We start from the raw sequence: 16,908 nt of genomic DNA, 5'->3' as shown, positions 1-16,908 counted from the left end.
GCTCCCATGGTCTGCCGCCTCCGCGGCGGTGTACAGAGGCCGGTCCTCGGGAAGGCCGCTGCCGCCCCGCATGCTCGCTGAATGCCCCGGAACGTGGATGAAACTTTCATCCCGGGCAGCCTGGTGAGAGGAAACGCGGGGGTTACCGCGACGCCATTCCGTTGACATACGAGCGAGGTCACCCACAATCCCGTTTGGGAGCGCTCCCACATCCCTACTCCCATGGAGACCCCGTGAAGCACAGACCTCCGATCCTCTTGACCCGCTTATCGAGGCGGCTCGCCGTGGCCACCTCCCTGGTCCTCGCGGCCGGGCTGACCTCGGCCATCACGGCGGCCCCCGCCCAGGCGGCCGTGGCGTGCGACGTGACGTACGCCGCCAACCAATGGACCAGCGGCCAGGGCCAGGGCGGTTTCACCGCGAACATCACGGTGAAGAACACCGGCGACCCCATCACGTCGTGGACGCTGGCCTTCGACTTCCCGACCACCGGCCAGCGCTACACGCCGAGCGGCTGGGGTGCGAACTGGAGCCAGTCGGGCACCCGAGTCACGGCCACCAACATGCCGTGGAACGGCAGCCTGGCCACCGGCGCCAGCACCAACATCGGCTTCAACGGCACCTGGACGGGCAGCAACCCGAGCCCGGAGACGTTCAGCGTGAACGGCGTGACCTGTGGCGGCACGGGCAGTGCGCCCAGCGTCGCGCTGACCTCGCCAACCGCGGGCCAGACGTTCACCGCCCCGGCCACCGTGCCGATCGCGGCGACCGCCTCCGACTCCGACGGCACGGTCACCAAGGTCGACTTCTACCAGGGCTCCACCCTGCTCGGCACCGACACCTCCTCGCCCTACAACTACAGCTGGGCGAACGTGGCGGCCGGCAGCTACTCCATCACCGCCCGCGCCACCGACAACTCCGGCCAGGTGACCACCTCGTCGCCGGTCGGCATCACGGTCTCGCCCAACAGCGGCCCGGCGCTGGTCGTCAGCCCGACGACGGTGTCCGTGCCCGAGACGGGCGAGGCGACCTTCGGCGTGCGGCTGTCGCAGGCGCCCTCGTCGAGCGTGACCGTCTCCGTCGCCCGCGCCAGCGGTGACGCCGACCTCACGGTCTCGCCGTCGTCCAGGACGTTCACCACGTCGAACTGGAACACCGCGCAGAACTTCACGATCAGCGCGGCCGACGACGACGACACGACCGCCGGCTCGGCCGTCTTCCGGGTCAGCGCCACCGGCTACACCGCCGTCGACGTGACCGCCAACGAGGCGGACGACGACGTCGGCGGCGACAACGAGTACGTGCAGCGCTTCGTGGAGCTCTACAACGAGATCCACGACCCGGCCAACGGCTACTTCTCACCCGAGGGCGTGCCGTACCACTCGGTCGAGACGTTCATGGTCGAGGCGCCGGACCACGGGCACGAGACGACGTCCGAGGCCTACAGCTACTACCTGTGGCTGGAGGCGGCCTACGGGCGGGTGACCGGCGACTGGTCCAAGTTCAACACCGCGTGGGCGTCGATGGAGAGGTACATCATCCCGTCCACGGCCGACCAGCCGACGAACTCCTTCTACGACCCGTCGAAGCCGGCCACGTACGCGTCGGAGCACAACGACATCAGCCAGTACCCGACCCAGCTGGAGACCGGCGTCAGCGTCGGCACCGACCCGATCGCGAACGAGCTGCAGAGCGCGTACGGCACCCGCGACATCTACGGCATGCACTGGCTGCTGGACGTCGACAACACCTACGGCTTCGGCCGCTGCGGCGACGGCACCACCAAGCCCGCCTACATCAACACCTACCAGCGCGGCGCCGAGGAGTCGGTCTTCGAGACGATCCCGCAGCCGTCCTGCGACACCTTCGAGCACGGCGGCCCGAACGGCTTCCTGGACCTGTTCACCAAGGACGCCTCGTACGCCAAGCAGTGGAAGTACACCAACGCCCCCGACGCGGACGCCCGCGCCGTGCAGGCCGCCTACTGGGCGCTGACCTGGGCCAAGGAGCAGAACAAGGCCGGCGACATCTCCGCCACCGTGGCCAAGGCCGCCAAGATGGGCGACTACCTGCGGTACGCGATGTACGACAAGTACTTCAAGCAGCCGGGCTGCACGAGCCCCTCGTGCCCGGCCGGCACCGGCAAGAACTCCTCCAACTACCTGCTGAGCTGGTACTACGCGTGGGGCGGCGCGACCGACGCCAACGCCGGTTGGGCGTGGCGCATCGGCTCCAGCCACAACCACGCTGGCTACCAGAACCCGTTCGCGGCCTGGGCGCTGTCGAACGTCAACGAGCTCAAGCCGAAGAGCGCCACCGGCGCCACCGACTGGAGCACCAGCCTCACCCGGCAGCTGCAGTTCTACACCTGGCTGCAGTCGGCCGAGGGCGCGATCGCGGGTGGCGCGACCAACAGCTGGGAGGGCGGCTACGGCACGCCGCCGTCGAACCTGCCGAAGTTCCACGGCATGGCCTACGACTGGCAGCCCGTCTACCACGACCCGCCGTCGAACCAGTGGTTCGGCTTCCAGGCGTGGACGATGGACCGCGTGGCGCAGCTCTACTACGCCACCGGCAACACCGCCGCCAAGGCGCTGCTCGACAAGTGGGTGGCGTGGGCGCTCGACCACACCACCGTCAACGCCGACGGCACCTACGAGGTGCCCTCCACGCTGGAGTGGTCCGGCCAGCCGGCCGGCAACTTCAACGCCACGACCGGCATGCCGCCGGCCAACCCCGGCCTGCACGTGACGGTCAAGGACTACACGCAGGACGTCGGCGTGGTCGGCGCGTACGCCAAGGTGCTCATGTACTACGCGGCCAAGGCCAACCACGCCGAGGCGCGCGACACGGCCAAGGCGCTGCTCGACGGCGTCTGGGAGAACCGTGACGACAAGGGCGTCTCGGTGCCGGAGACGAAGGCCGACTACCGGCGCGTGGACGACCCCGTCTACGTCCCGCCGGGCTGGAGCGGCACGATGCCGAACGGCGACCCGATCAACTCGAACTCCACGTTCCTGTCGATCAGGTCGTTCTACGAGGACGACCCGGACTGGCCGAAGGTCGAGGCGTACCTCGACGGCAGCGGCCCCGCCCCCGTCTTCAACTACCACCGGTTCTGGGCGCAGGTGGACGTCGCCGTCGCCCTCGCCGAGTACGGGCGGCTCTTCCCGTGAGAAAGGCAGCACTGATCGCTGCGGCGTCGCTGGTCCTGCCCCTTCTGGGGGCGGGGCCGGCGGCCCACGGGCAACACGCCGCGCAGACCGCGCAGGCGGCGCCCGCCTTCGCCTATGGTGAGGCGCTGCAGAAGTCGCTGTGGTTCTACGAGGCCCAGCAGTCGGGCGCGCTGCCCGGCTGGAACCGCGTCTCCTGGCGCGGCGACTCGGGCATGAACGACGGCGACGACGTCGGGGTGGACTTGACGGGCGGCTGGTACGACGCGGGCGACCACGTCAAGTTCGGCTTCCCGATGGCCTTCTCCGCCACCATGCTGGCCTGGGGCGCGGTCGAGTACCGCGACGCCTACGCCTCCTCCGGCCAGCTCACCCACCTGCTCAACAACCTCAAGTTCGTCAACGACTACTTCATCAAGGCCCACCCGTCGGCGAACGTGCTCTACGGGCAGGTCGGCAACGGCGGCACCGACCACGCCTGGTGGGGGCCGGCCGAGGCGATGGCGATGAACCGGCCGGCGTACAAGATCGACGCGTCGTGCGGCGGGTCGGACCTCGCGGGGGAGACGGCGGCGGCGATGGCGGCCTCCTCGATCGTCTTCCGCCCGACGAACCCCTCCTACGCCGACACGCTGGTGACGCACGCCAAGCAGCTGTACTCCTTCGCCGACACGGTCAGGAAGAAGTACACCGAGTGCATCACCGACGCCTCCAGCTTCTACAACTCCTGGAGCGGCTACAACGACGAGCTGGTGTGGGGCGCGATCTGGCTCTACCGGGCCACGAACGACGCCTCCTACCTGGCCAAGGCCGAGGCCGGCTACGCGAACCTCGGCACCGAGCCGCAGACCAGCACCAAGTCGTACAAGTGGACGATCGCCTGGGACGACAAGTCGTACGGCGCGTACGTGCTGCTGCACAAGCTGACCGGCAAGCAGCAATATCTGGACGACGCCAACCGGTGGCTCGACTACTGGACGGTCGGGGTGAACGGGCAGAAGGTGCCGTACTCGCCGGGCGGCCAGGCCGTGCTCGACCGGTGGGGCTCGCTGCGCTACGCGGCCAACACCGCGTTCGCGGCGCTGGTGCACAGCGACACGATCACCGACGCCACGCGCAAGGCCCGCTACCACGACTTCGCGGTACGGCAGATCGACTACGCGCTCGGCGACAACCCGCGCAACTCCTCGTACGTGGTCGGCTTCGGCGCCAACCCGCCGAAGAACCCGCACCACCGTACGGCGCACGGCTCGTGGACCGACCAGATCACCAACCCCGAGCAGACCCGCCACACGCTGTACGGCGCCCTCGTCGGCGGCCCGCCCGACCCGAACGACGCCTACACCGACAAGCGCGACGACTACGTGATGAACGAGGTCGCCACCGACTACAACGCCGGCTTCACCAGCGCGGTGGCCCGGCTCTACAAGGAGTACGGCGGCGAGCCCGCGGCGAACTTCCCCGCCGAGGAGACCCCCGACGGCCCCGAGATCTTCGTCGAGGCCGGCGTGAACGCCTCCGGCTCGACGTTCACCGAGATCAAGGCCATCGTGCGCAACCAGTCGGCCTGGCCGGCGCGGGTGCTGTCGGACGGGAAGTTCCGCTACTACTTCACGCTCGACGGCGACACGACCGCCTCGCAGATCAGCGTCTCGTCGGCCTACACGCAGTGCGCGGCGCCGGTGCTGCGCCAGGCGAGCGGCCGCACGTACTACGCGGAGATCGACTGCTCGGGGCAGGCCGTCGCGCCCGCCGGGCAGTCGCAGCACCGCAGGGAGGTGCAGTTCAGGATCGCCAGCTCGGGGACGTGGGCCCCGGCCAACGACTGGTCGTACCAGAACATCCCGACCACGCCCGGCACCACGCCGGTGCGGACGGACCGCATCACCCTCTACAGCGGCGCCACCAAGATCTGGGGTGAGCCCCCGGGTCAGGAGGAAGAGGACACGACGCCGCCCAGCAAGCCGGGCAAGCCCGCGGTCTCCGCGATCACGGGCTCGTCGGCCCGGCTGACCTGGACGGCCTCGACCGACGACGTGGGCGTGGCCGGGTACGACGTCTACCTGGGGTCCACCAAGGCAGGCACGGCCACCACCACGTCCTTCAACCTGACCGGGCTCACCCCCGCCACGGACTACACCGCCCACGTGGTGGCCAGGGACGCGGCGGGCAACACCTCGGCGGAGTCCGACGCGACCGCCTTCACCACCACGGAGTCCACCGACGGGACGCCGCCCAGCAGGCCGGGGAAGCCGGCGGTGTCCGGGATCACCGCGACCGGCGCCCGGGTGAGCTGGACGGCGTCCACGGACGACGTGGGCGTGGCCGGATATGACGTCTACCTGGGGTCCACCAAGGCAGGCACGGCCACGTCCACGTCGTTCGACCTCACCGGGCTGACCGCGGGCACCGCGTACACGGTGACCGTGGTGGCGCGGGACGCGGCGGGCAACAGCTCGCCGGCCTCCGAGGCCACCTCGTTCACCACGTCCGGCGGGTCGTCGGGCGGGTGCGCGGCGGCGTACAAGGTGATCGGCTCGTGGGGCGGCGCCTTCCAGGCGGAGGTGACGGTCACCAACGCCGGCACGTCCGCCGTCAGCGGCTGGACGGTCACCTGGAGCTCGCAGAACACGATCACGCAGCTCTGGGGCGGCCGGCACACCGTGTCAGGCGGCACGGTGACGGTGCGGAACGAGGCGTGGAACGGCTCGCTCGCGCCCGGCGCGTCGGCGACGTTCGGCTTCATCGCCAACGGGACGTCCACGACGCCGGAGCTCACCTGCACGCCCGCATGAAAGACCCCGCCCCCGCCGCAGCAGCGGCGGGGGCGGTTCCACTGAACCCGTCGGCCCGCACGTGCGTATGAGGAGGTGAGGCGAACCCTTCAATCCCTGCCCGAAAACCATCCCCGCCCGGATGGGACGGACGCGGCCGAACCTCCACTCGGCCGCGTCCGTTTTCTCGTGCACAGGGCGCGTCGAAGGGGGCGCGTCGAAGGGGGTGCGTTGCAGAGGTTGCGTTGCAGGGGGTGCGTCGAAGGGGCGCGGCCGGGGCTTCCGCCCCGGCCGTTTTGCTCTCTAGGGTTTCCCGGCCGCCGAAGTGGCCAGGGCGAAGCGTTCGCGGGCCGCCTCGATGGCGGCGTCGTCGGAGAATTCCTCGAACGCCTCCTGGTGGTAACGCTCGGGGATGAGCCGCTTGACCCTGTCGGGGTAGCCGGCGCCCGGCTCGGGCACCCGCACCTGCGGCGGGATGCTGATCTTCACGGCGATCGGCCCCGAGGCCCGCACGGACGACGCCCACTCGGGGCTCTCCCCGGTGATGGCGCACATGTGACGGGCGTAGACCCAGCGCACCTCGACCAGGGAGGTGGCGTTCGGAGGTTCGGTGCCGAAGGGCTCCACGGCGCACACGACGCCGGAGTCGAAGCTGTGTCCGTGGGCGTGGTGCTCGCCGGGTGAGGCCTGCTCGAGTATCAGGGTCACCTGCGCGGCGAGCTCGTCGTTCAGCGTGGAGGACGGCTGCCTGGCCGCGAAGAACATCACCCCGGCCAGGGTGGCCCCGGCCAGGGTGATGGTCGCCGCGATGAGCCCGCGACGCGTTTTGATCACGGGCTGGTGCAGGTCAGGCTCGGTGCGGGGTTCGGGACCGAGCCGGTGGCGTTGAACCCGAACGTGGTGGACGCGCCGGGCGCGAGCTGCCCGTTGTACGTGGCGTTCTTGACCGCCACGTTGGGAGCTTGGCCGGACAGCACGCCGTTCCACGGTGAGCCGTCGAAGTTCTGCCCGCCGGTGTAGGTCCACTTGACGGTCCAGCCGTTGACGGCGCTGGTGCCGTTGTTCTTGACCGTCACCTCACCCTGGAAGTGGCCGGCCCAGCCGGTGTCGGTGGCCTTCCACGTGGCGGTGCAGGCGCCGGGCGGCGGCGGGTCCGTCGGGCCCGGGTCGGGGTCGGGGCCGGGCGAGCTGCCGCCGGGGCCGACGCCGGTCACTTCGCCGTTGCCGCCGTCGAAGACGACGTCGGAGCAGCTGTAGAAGTTCTCGTTGCTGTCGGAACGGATCCAGTGGGTGAAGATGATGTGCCGGCCGCTCTTACCGGACGGGAGCTGGGCGTTCCAGTAGTAGTAGTTGAGGCCGCCCGCTCCGCCGGACTTGGGCGGGTTGCTGACGCTGCCGAAGCGCTCCAGGTCGGACCACTTCAGCGGCGAGCTGGGGTTCCAGCCGTTCTTGGTGATGTAGTAGTCGAACTTGCCGGGGTGCTCGGCCCAGTTGCTGTGCCGCATCTGGATGTTGGCGCCCGACGTGAGGTGGGTGGTGGGCCAGTCGGTGCGGGCCGCGTTGTAGGCCGAGAAGTCGTAGGGACCGCCGGTGCCGCCGCTGCAGATCTGGCCGTCGGGGATGAAGCCGGTGGTCCGGCCGGCGCCGTCGGAGCGCAGGACCGCGAACCAGTTGTAGAGGGGGGTGGCGCCGCTCTGGTTGACGGCGGAGGCGCACGCGGGGTTGTAAGGCTGGATCTGCCCGTTCTCCCGCAGGGCGTCCTGCCAGCACAGGAACGTACGGCTGCCGGGGAACATCGACACGCCGTGCGCCTGTGCCTGTGTGGGCACCATTAACGCGGAGGTGATGAGGACGAGGACGGCGGTGAGTGCCGCCGACTTGAACAACTTCATGGAGATTCCCTTGCGCTGACGACAGAGGAAACCTGCCCACGACCTGCCCGCCCGGCCTGCGCATTGAATCATGCTTTTTCGGGATTCGACAATCTTCCGTGAAACTTTCAGCCGATCTTGGTCATGGTTTGTGCTGGTGGTCGTACCTGGGGGCCATGAAGCACGTACGACATGCTTGCCGGAGTTTCTCGGCGGCTGGAGGCTGACGTAGTGGGAGCGCTCCCACTACACTCCCCTGTCAGAGAGGCGGGAGCTACACGCCATGAGGCACGCGCACATCTACTTGATCATCGGGGCGTTACTCAGCCTCGGCCTGTTCGCCTCACCGGCGAAGGCCGCGCCGGTGATCTGCGAGAAGTACGGCTCCACGAGCATTCAGAACGGCCGCTACGTCGTCATGAACAACGTCTGGGGCGCGAGCACGGCCCAATGCATCGACGTCAACCAGAGCGGCGGCTTCACCGTCACCCAGTCCGCGCACAACAACTCCACCAGCGGCGCACCGGCCGGCTACCCCGCCATCTACGCCGGCTGCCACTACGGCAACTGCACCTCGGGCAGCAACCTGCCCATGCGGGCGAACTCCTCCGGCTTCGCCGCGCTGCGCAGCAGCGTCAGCATGTCGTACCCGGGCTCGGGCACCTACAACGCCTCCTACGACCTGTGGTTCGACCCCACGCCGCGCACCGACGGCCAGAACACCGGCGCCGAGCTGATGATCTGGCTCAACCGGCAGGGCTCGATCCAGCCCATCGGCTCGCGGGTCGGCACCGTCAACCTGGCCGGCTCGACCTGGGAGGTCTGGTTCGGCAACACCGGCTGGAACGTCATCTCGTACGTGCGCACCTCGCCCGCCACCTCGCTCGACTTCACCATCGACACCTTCTTCTCCGACGTGGTCAACCGCGGCTACGGCCAGCGGTCGTGGTACCTGACCAGCGTCCAGGCCGGCTTCGAGCCCTGGATCGGCGGCGCGGGGCTGAGCGTCAACTCCTTCTCCTTCACCAACACCGGCGGTGGCGGTGGGGGCGGCGGTGGCGGCAACGGCAGCTGCACGGCCGCCGCCACCACCCAGGGCTCATGGAACAACGGCTACGTCGTCCAGCCCGTGACCGTGACCAACCGCGGCACCTCGGCGCTGAACGGCTGGACGGTCACCTTCCCGCTGCCGTCCGGCCACACGATCACCGGCATGTGGAACGCCGACTACTCGGTCAGCGGCGGCACCGTCACGGTGCGGAGCCTGTCGCACAACGGCGGGCTCGCGCCGGGCGCCGCGACCTCCTTCGGCTTCCAGGCGTCGCGGCCCAACGGGAACACGCAGGTGCCCAGCGGATACACCTGCGCATAAAGGCTCGCGCGGGCTCGCTTTGCGAGGGGCCCAGTCCGCGCGAACGAGGGGTACGGCTGGTGCTGCCGTACCCCTCATCACCTCCTCGGTCAGTCGCGCCGGAGGGCGGCTTCGATGTCGTCCAGCCGGGCCTGCAGCTCGCTCAGGCAGGCCGGACGCAGGCGGCCTTCGCGCAGCCGGTCGGAGAGCTTCTGGCGCAGGTCCCGCGTCCTGGAGACCTCCTCCGACGGGCCGTGCGCCGGCGCCTGGCCGTGGGAGACCACGGTGGCGAGCACCTGCTTGAGGTCGAGCACCACGTCGTCGTCCGTCGCGCCGCACGGCGTCCTGGCCTCCAGCGTGGTGGTGAACTCGGCGGCGGCCTGCTCGACCGTGCGCGCGGAGGCCGGGGAGCGCTCGATCAGCCGGGCGGTCGGCGACGGCGGCACCGGCACCACCGGTGCCACCCCAGGGTCGCGCATCGTCTCCTGCGGCGTCCCCGACTGCTGGAACCACAGCAGCGCCGACAGCGCGAGCGCCGCGGACCCGGCCACCGTGAGCCCGCGCCGCACGTGACGGCCCAGCGTCGCGGTGCCGAGGGCGGAGGTCAGCGCGGAGACGATCTCCGCCGCAGCCGGCCGGTCCTCCGGCCGGTGCGCCAGACAGCGCTGACAGAGCGTGGCGACGGCGTTCGGCACGCCGGGCACGCGGGGCGGCGGCTCGGTCCTGCGCGCCGCCTCGATCTCCTCCCACGTCGTCTCCGGGTACGGCGTCCGCCCGGTCAGCATGAGGTGCAGCAGCACGCCGAAGGCGTAGACGTCCACCGCCGGATGGGTGGGGGCGCCCAGCAGCCGCTCAGGAGCGACGTAGGGCGGAGTGCCGCGGTCGTCCTCCGGGTCGCCGGCCCAGGCCGCGATGCCGAAGTCGAGCAGCTTGGGGCCGCTCGTGGTGAGCAGCACGTTCTCGGCGGTGACGTCCCGGTGCACCAGGCCGCGGGCGTGCCCGGCCATCAGCACCCTCGCCAGCCGCAGCGCGATGGAGGCGGCCTCCTGCCAGGACAGGGGGCCCTGCTCGATGCGTTCGGCCAGCGGCGTGCCGTCGAGCAGCGGCATCACCACGTACGCGGCGACGCCGCCGCTGGTGGTGACGGTCTCGCCGTAGTCGTAGATCTCGATCGAGTCGGGATGGATGAAGCGGGCCGCGGCCCTGGCCTCGCTGCGTACGCTGACCCGCTCTCCCGGGTCGGTGTGCAGCGAGGCCGTGAGCACCTTGACCGCGATCATCCGGTGCAGGGACTGGTCGAAGGCACGCCAGATGACCGACATGCCCCCGCGGGCCAGCGGGTCCAGCAACAGGTACCGCCGGGCCAGGACGTCCCCTGGATTAAGCCGACTCACGGACGACCAGTTCCGTGGGGAGTACGGGGTCGACGCCCGAGGCCCCTGTCAGGAGCAGCCGGGTGGCGACCGTGGCGAGCTCCTCGACGGGCTGGCGGATGGTGGTCAGGGCGGGGACGGTGTGCCGGGCGACCGGCGCGTCGTCGAACCCGATCACCGCGACGTCGGCGGGCACCTTGCGCCCTGCTCTGCGCAGGGCCTGGATGGCGCCCGCCGCCATCAAGTCGCTGGCCACGAACACGGCGTCGAGACCGGGCGCGTGGCGTAACAACCATTGCATGGCGTGGGTGCCGGATGCGGCGGTGAAGTCCCCGTACGCGACGGGGACGTCCGGAGCCCCAGCCGCCTGGAGGGTCCTGACGAGACCTTCCAGCCGGTCGCGGGCGCCGGGTAAGGAGGGCGGGCCGCCGATGGCGGCGACGTTGCGGCGGCCGGAGAGCAGGAAGTGCTCGGCCGCCTGGCGGCCTCCGTCGAGGTTGTCGACGTCGGCGAACGGGAGCTTGAGGTCGTGGGGCGGGCGGCCGATGTTGCGGACCGGGATGCCCGAGGTGGATAACTTGATCGCCAGGGGATGGCGTTCTCTGGCGCCGATGATCAGCACCGCGCCGGATAACGCGGGCAGCGTGGACGAGGTCGGGGTGACGGTGGTCACCATGAGGTGGGTGCCGTGCTCGCTGATCACGGCGCCTGCGGCGGACAGGAGCCGGGCATAGTAGGGTTCGGAGAACAGCCGGGGCAGGTGGTCACAGATCACCGCCGTGACTCCGTCGGCCATGGTCTTGGCGGCCGTTCCCCGGGGTGCGCGTTGTCGGACGTATCCCATTCGGGACACGGCGTCGTAGACTTGGCGGCGGGTCGAGGTACTGACCCGCACCGAGCCCGTGAGGACTCTTGATGCGGTCGCGGGGGAAACCCCTGCAGCGGCCGCCACCTGTGCCAGTGTGGGCTGCTCGGTCATGGAGCACCTCGCGGAAAGATCCTGGGAGCGCTCCCACGTTACCAATGTTTCGCCGCTGTTAATAGGGCCTTTGCTAGGAGTGCGTCCGCTTGTGCGGACGCACTCCGAATTTGCTCAGCTAGAGGCGGTGGTAACCGTCAGAGGTTTTTGTGCAGGAACGAGATCACGGAGATATTTCCGTGCCCGATTTGTCGTATCCGACAATCAGGAAACCCTGCCATTGTGATCAACCGAAGTCCGCGATGTCCGCCTCGTCCAGGGTGCCGTCCTCGATGTCGCTCGTCGCGTCGTCCGGCTGCGTCTGGCGCACCGGTGCGCAGCCCGAGCCGCAGCCGCCGAAGCGGGCCGTGTTGACCGGGTGGAACTCGGTGGCGGGCACGCCCTTGAGCGCGGCCATCATGGTGTCCTTCCAGATCGGGCCGGGGATCGTCGCGCCGAAGACGTTGCCGTAGTACTTGCCGCCGATGGTGACGCCGTTCAGCTTGTGGTCCTGCGCGCCGCGCGGGTCGCCGATGCTGACCGCGCCCGCGAGGTCGGGGGTGAACCCGGCGAACCAGGCGGTGGCCTGGTTGTCCGTGGTGCCCGTCTTGCCGGCGGCGGGCCGGCCGATGCCGCCCACGCCGCGCATGGTGCCCTTGGTGAAGACGCCCGACAGGATGTTCGCCGCCGCGTCGGCGACCTCGGGGTCGAGCGCCTTCTTGCAGTCCGGCTTGTAATTGGTCACCTTGCCGTTGCGGTCGGTGATCTTGGTGATCGCCATCGGCTCGCAGAACTTGCCGCGCGCGCCCAGCGTGGCGTACGCGTTGGCCACCGTCACCGGGTCCATCTCGTTGGTGCCCAGCGTGAACGTCTCGAACTCGAGCAGCGGCAGCCCGTCGGAGCGGTGGATGCCCAGCGACTTGGCGGTCTGGACCGTCTCGCACAGGCCGACCTTCTGCTCCAGCATCACGAAGAAGGTGTTGACCGACTGCCACGTGCCGGTGGCCAGCGTCTTGAAGCCGCCGCCGCCCTCGTCGTTGGTGACGGTGTGGCTGGGGTCGCCGATGCTCTCGCCCTTGCAGTTCTTGAACGAGGAGTAGTACGGCGCGGTGTAGCCGCTGCCCACGGTGAACCCGTCGTTGATCTTCCAGCCCTTCCTCAGGGCCGTGACCAGCGTGAACGTCTTGAACGTGGAGCCTGCCTGGAAGCCGGTGCCGCCGCCGTGCTTCGCGTCGGCCACGACGTTGTACGACATCTCCTTCTTGCGCTTGTTCATGCCGTACTTGCGGCTGGCCGCCATCGCCTTGATCTCGCCGGTGCCCGGCTGCACCAGGGCTTCGGCGGCGACCGGGTTGTCCTTGGCGAAGACGTACTTCTTGATCGCCCGCTCGGCGGCCCGCTGCATCGTCGGGTCGAGCGTGGTCTGGATGGTCAGGCCGCCCCGGTTGAGGAACTGCGAGCGCGCCTTGGCCGTCTTGCCGAACGCCTTGTTGCTGAGCACCTCGTTGCGCACGTACATGCAGAAGTACGGGTACGGGCTCGCGCCGCAGCCGCCGGGCAGCGGGGTGCCCTTGTAGCCGAGCGGCTTGGCCTTGGCCTCCTCGGCCTCCTCGGGCGTGATCTTCTTCAGCTCGGCCATCCGGTCGAGCACCACGTTGCGCCGGTTGAGCAGCCGCTTGCGCTGGGCCTTGCCGAGGTTGGGGTCGGTCGCGTTGGGGTCCTGCACGGCGCCGGCCAGGGTCGCCGCCTGCACGAGGTTGAGCTGGGACGCCTTGACGCCGAAGAAGCGCTTGGCGGCGGCCTCGACGCCGTTGGCGTGGGCGCCGAAGTAGGCGATGTTGAGGTACTTCTCCAGGATCTCGTCCTTGGTGTACTTCTCCTCCACCGCCATCGCGTAGCGCAGCTCCTTGAGCTTGCGCGCGTAGCTGGCCTCCAGTGCGGCGTTGCGCTCCTTGTCGGTGGTGGCCGAGTTGAGCAGCACCTGCTTGACGTACTGCTGGGTGATGGAGGAGCCGCCCTGCGCGATGCCGCCCGAGGCGAAGTTCTTGGCCAGGGCGCGCATGGTGCCCTCGATGTCGATGGCGCCGTGCTCGTAGAAGCGGAAGTCCTCGATGGAGATGATGGCCGTCTTCATGATCGGTGCGACCTGGTCGAGCGTGACCGACTCGCGGTACTGCTCGTAGAACTGCGCGATCGGGTTGCCCTTGGCGTCGACGACGGTGGTCTTCTCCGCGAGCGGGGGCTCTTTGAGCTCTTCGGGTTTGATCCCGAGGTCCTCGGATGCCGAGACGAATATCGCTCCGGTGCCGCCGACCGCGGGCAACGCGACCGCGGCGGCCAGCACGCCGGCCGCCGCAGCGGCCGCCGTCAGGCGCGCGACACTCGACAAACGGGAACCCATGGTGGTAATCCCCTCCCCCTCGTGGCAATAGGGTGCATCCTAAACCCGGGCATGACATGCTCCGCGTAAAACCTTGGACGCCTCATGACGCCGGAAAGTTGGCCCACATCGGCGTTTTTTGCCGGGGTCATGGGTATAACCGACGTTTGCCCAGCTTGAGGCCGCTGCGGTTCCAGTGATCTTCTGTGGCGGCTGTGATTCCGTCCAGCCGCGGGCAAAGAAGCGTGTCGGCCGCCGTGTCCCCGTACGCCGATCTGGCAACGTCTACCAGGCCATTTCTTCCCGCGCCTTGGTGGAGGGGCTTCATGCGTCACGTCGGGGAAGGCGAGCACGTCGATCGGCTGCTCGCCGCCGCCAGGACCTGCTGGGGGGAGCACCCCGGCGGAGACGGGTACGTCGCGGTGGAGGCGTACGACGAGGACCTGCGGGCCGTGGCCAGGACGCTGCTGGTGGGCCGGGCGCTCTGCGGCCTGCTGGGGACACGGCTCGTCGCGCGCACCCGGCCGTCGTGGGCCCGGCTGGCCGTGGCCTTCGGCGCCGCCGACACGCCGCCCGACCAGCCGCCCGCGGCCGTGGTCACCACGGTGGCCGACCGGTCGGTGCCGAGGGAGGTCCCCGTCCTGCACGTGCACGGCACGGGCTCCCTCCAGGCGTACGCGCTCTTCCCCGACCAGGGGGCATGCTCGATCGACGAGGAGCTGCCCGCCAGGGTGGGCGCGTTCTTCGAGCGGCACGTCTGGCCCCGCCGCGAGGCGATCAGGCCGGGCGCCGAGCGGGTGACCAGGCGGGCGCGGCGCGGCTACCAGGTCCGTACGGAGACGGAGCGCCGCCAGCTCCGCCACTACGGCTGCGCCAGGCTCGGCCTTGACCCCGACCGCCCCACGATCGCCGTGCACGCCCACGCGCCCGGCCGCGACGACCGCATGTTCGCCGCGATCACCCAGTACGCCGCCTCCGACGAGTCCGCGAACTGGCTCTTCCACGACCCCGTCACCTGGCACGCCCGCACCCGGCGGGTGGACGGCAAGCTCTCGGCGAACCTGCTGTGGAGCATGACCGACGCCGCCGTCACGTTCGGAGACAACGACCTGCCCGCGTTCGGCATCCCCGTCATCCAGGCCGGCTGGTCGGCGGGACGCGCGTGCGGCGCCGTGCACGCGCCGGCCACGCCGTCGGAGCTGCGCGCGCTGCTCGGCGAGGCCATCGCCAGGCACGCCAAGGGCGAGAGCATCCTCGCGCCGGAGCAGCGCGAGCGCGCCCGCCTCTGGCTCTGGCTGCGCCGCTGCGGCGCCGACGTGCCGAGCCAGCTCCTGCCCCACTGGGAGCAGGGCGACGACTACGCGCGGGTGCTCGCCGTCAACCTGCGGCACGTCGAGCCGGACGGCGACCCGCTGTTCAGCGCCGTCGCCCGGCTGTGGGAACGGCGCGACCCCGTCCTCACCCGCTTCGACTTCCACGATCAGGACACCACGTGCACCCCCTGGAGGAACACCCGATGAGCAGCTCAGGATCAGTCACCGATGTGGACCCGGTGATCCTTCCCGCCATTCCACCCGTGCATCTGAGCAGCGGCAAGGTGGCCCCGCTGCAGGTCACCGACAGGCTGCGCAGGGGCAGCCAGATCGTGGGCAGGTTCGAGACCTCGGGGCTGGCCGGGTTCAAGGTCGCGGCGCAGGGGCGGCCGCTGCGGGTGCAGGTGTCGCTGTCGGCCGACGAGCGGTCGGTGAGCGGCTGGCACGAGGGGCGGGTCGAGCCGCTGGGGCCCGTGCCGCGTTTCCTCCAGGTCAGGTCCCAGGGCCGGCTGCGGCAGTGCGTGCTGTTGCGCGGCCGCAGGGCGCACGCCAGGGTGGCTTTCGACCTGACGCCGGAGGAGATCCCCGACGACGGGCTCATCTGCGTCGAGGTCCTCGACATCACCGAGGGCGACGGCATCAGCGAGGAGGTCCGCGAGGCCGTCTCCGGGCGGATCGCGTCCGACGGGGTGGCCGGGGTGCGGCTGGACAAGGTCGTCTTCGAGGAGCCGCCGCCCGTGGACTACGACCCCGACACGCTCGACGGGTCGCGCTGCGAGCTCTACTCGCTGATCAGCGCGGGCGGGCTGGCGAACGTCAACCGGCAGGGCGCGCGGGTGCTGCGCTCGGGCATGTTCGTGGTCAATCCCGTGCTCAAGGACCGGTTCGGCTCCAGCGGGGACATCACGCTGCGGCTCGGCACGCGGGCCGAGGCCGTGAGCATGATCCCCGCGACGTGGAGGCGGGTCAACAGCGAGCTGCGCTGGCTGCGGCACGCCACCAGGAAGCTGCTGCACTCGGCCGCGCCGCCGGTCGAGCGGGTGCTCAGCGTCAGGGACGGCTCCCTGGGCGAGCCCAGGCAGAGCGTGCAGGGGAACGTGACCGAGCTGGTGGTGCCGAGCCCGTCCACCTCGCCGCTGCTCGTCATGCTGGGGCCGTGCCCCGACTGCATGCCGACGCTGGAGTCCGGTACGCAGTCGGTCTGACCCACCCCAGGTCGCATGCCGGATCAGCCCAGTTTTAGCGGCTTATATCGCGATCACCTGTGAGAACGCCGCTCAGCGGGCAGTGTTCTTCTGTGGGAACGAGCGGATTGCGGATCGAGACGACCCGGCACCTTCACTGCACGGTCGTCCGTGCCGGCGGAGTGCTCGACCACGCCGGCCGCGTGCGCTTCAGCTCCTGCATCGACCTGGTCTGGAACTGGTCGGTCGGCCCTGTCCTCGTGTTCGACCTGGCCGACCTGGACTTCTACGACGCCTCGATCATCGGGGTGCTCGGCATGGCGCTGCAGCGGATGGAGGAGGAGGGCGGCAGCGGCCGAATCATCCTGGTCCGGCCGTCGGCGCACCTGCTGACCGTGCTACGGCAGACCGACCTGCTGTCACACGTGGAGCTGCGCGACAGCGTCGCCGAGACGGTCACCGAGCTGACCCTGCACCCCTCGGAGCCCGAGCACCACCACCCCGGCGCCGCCCGCCGCGCCACGGGCTGAC

Annotated in this window: 11 protein-coding genes; 6 read left to right on the top strand and 5 right to left on the bottom strand. The window is 69.9% G+C overall.

Annotated features, from left to right (window positions below; genetic code table 11):
• Positions 1-284 precede the first annotated feature (284 nt).
• Both ABZW11_RS04285 and ABZW11_RS04280 read left to right on the top strand, forming a co-directional pair.
• Positions 285-3,176, top strand: a complete 2,892-nt coding sequence (locus ABZW11_RS04285; protein WP_355412496.1) for a glycoside hydrolase family 48 protein — start codon at positions 285-287, stop codon at positions 3,174-3,176.
• Positions 3,173-5,968: a glycoside hydrolase family 9 protein gene (locus tag ABZW11_RS04280; RefSeq protein WP_355412494.1), complete on the top strand. Its 2,796-nt coding sequence runs from the start codon at positions 3,173-3,175 to the stop codon at positions 5,966-5,968. Before ABZW11_RS04285 ends, ABZW11_RS04280 begins: the two co-directional genes overlap by 4 nt.
• Before the next feature lie 282 nt (positions 5,969-6,250).
• Here ABZW11_RS04280 and ABZW11_RS04275 read toward each other — a convergent pair whose 3' ends face one another.
• Both ABZW11_RS04275 and ABZW11_RS04270 read right to left on the bottom strand, forming a co-directional pair.
• A complete protein-coding gene (locus ABZW11_RS04275; protein WP_355412492.1) occupies positions 6,251-6,781 on the bottom strand; it encodes a hypothetical protein in 531 nt (176 codons plus the stop codon).
• Positions 6,778-7,839, bottom strand: coding sequence for a lytic polysaccharide monooxygenase (locus ABZW11_RS04270; protein WP_355412490.1), 1,062 nt, complete (start codon positions 7,837-7,839; stop codon positions 6,778-6,780). The genes ABZW11_RS04275 and ABZW11_RS04270 overlap by 4 nt, the downstream gene beginning before the upstream one ends.
• Before the next feature lie 262 nt (positions 7,840-8,101).
• Between ABZW11_RS04270 and ABZW11_RS04265 the strand changes: the two genes are divergently transcribed.
• A complete protein-coding gene (locus ABZW11_RS04265) occupies positions 8,102-9,190 on the top strand; it encodes a cellulose binding domain-containing protein (protein WP_355412488.1) in 1,089 nt (362 codons plus the stop codon).
• 89 nt (positions 9,191-9,279) lie between these two features.
• Here the strand turns inward: ABZW11_RS04265 and ABZW11_RS04260 are convergent, their stop codons facing one another.
• From ABZW11_RS04260 to ABZW11_RS04250, 3 genes are all read right to left on the bottom strand, one after another.
• Positions 9,280-10,563 carry a serine/threonine-protein kinase gene (locus ABZW11_RS04260; RefSeq protein WP_355412486.1) on the bottom strand — a complete coding sequence of 428 codons (1,284 nt, stop codon included), beginning with the start codon at positions 10,561-10,563 and terminating at the stop codon, positions 9,280-9,282.
• Positions 10,550-11,521: a LacI family DNA-binding transcriptional regulator gene (locus ABZW11_RS04255; protein WP_355412484.1), complete on the bottom strand. Its 972-nt coding sequence runs from the start codon at positions 11,519-11,521 to the stop codon at positions 10,550-10,552. Before ABZW11_RS04255 ends, ABZW11_RS04260 begins: the two co-directional genes overlap by 14 nt.
• A 226-nt stretch (positions 11,522-11,747) precedes the next feature.
• Positions 11,748-13,889 (bottom strand): transglycosylase domain-containing protein, encoded by a 2,142-nt coding sequence (locus ABZW11_RS04250; protein WP_355412482.1) that lies wholly within the window; start codon positions 13,887-13,889, stop codon positions 11,748-11,750.
• Positions 13,890-14,206: 317 nt separating this feature from the next.
• Here ABZW11_RS04250 and ABZW11_RS04245 point away from each other — a divergent pair, with 317 nt between their 5' ends.
• From ABZW11_RS04245 to ABZW11_RS04235, 3 genes are all read left to right on the top strand, one after another.
• Complete coding sequence (locus ABZW11_RS04245; protein WP_355412480.1) at positions 14,207-15,400, top strand: hypothetical protein; 1,194 nt, start codon at positions 14,207-14,209, stop codon at positions 15,398-15,400.
• 56 nt (positions 15,401-15,456) lie between these two features.
• A complete protein-coding gene (locus ABZW11_RS04240) occupies positions 15,457-16,398 on the top strand; it encodes a hypothetical protein (protein ID WP_355412478.1) in 942 nt (313 codons plus the stop codon).
• 92 nt (positions 16,399-16,490) lie between these two features.
• On the top strand, positions 16,491-16,907 hold the full coding sequence (locus ABZW11_RS04235) for an STAS domain-containing protein (RefSeq protein WP_355412476.1): 417 nt from the start codon (positions 16,491-16,493) through the stop codon (positions 16,905-16,907).
• The last annotated feature ends 1 nt before the right edge of the window (position 16,908 follow it).

Source organism: Nonomuraea sp. NPDC004580, assembly GCF_040609855.1.
GTDB lineage: Bacteria > Actinomycetota > Actinomycetes > Streptosporangiales > Streptosporangiaceae > Nonomuraea > Nonomuraea salmonea.
The sequence above is the reverse complement of the archived record's forward strand: the minus strand, read 5'-3'. Positions and strand labels throughout refer to the sequence as shown.

Excerpts from the sequence above, each read along its gene's own strand:
- ABZW11_RS04245 (WP_355412480.1), top strand. The coding sequence starts at position 14,207 with ATGCGTCACGTCGGGGAAGGCGAGCACGTCGATCGGCTGCTCGCCGCC.
- ABZW11_RS04255 (WP_355412484.1), bottom strand. The coding sequence starts at position 11,521 with ATGACCGAGCAGCCCACACTGGCACAGGTGGCGGCCGCTGCAGGGGTT.
- ABZW11_RS04265 (WP_355412488.1), top strand. The coding sequence starts at position 8,102 with ATGAGGCACGCGCACATCTACTTGATCATCGGGGCGTTACTCAGCCTC.
- ABZW11_RS04270 (WP_355412490.1), bottom strand. The coding sequence starts at position 7,839 with ATGAAGTTGTTCAAGTCGGCGGCACTCACCGCCGTCCTCGTCCTCATC.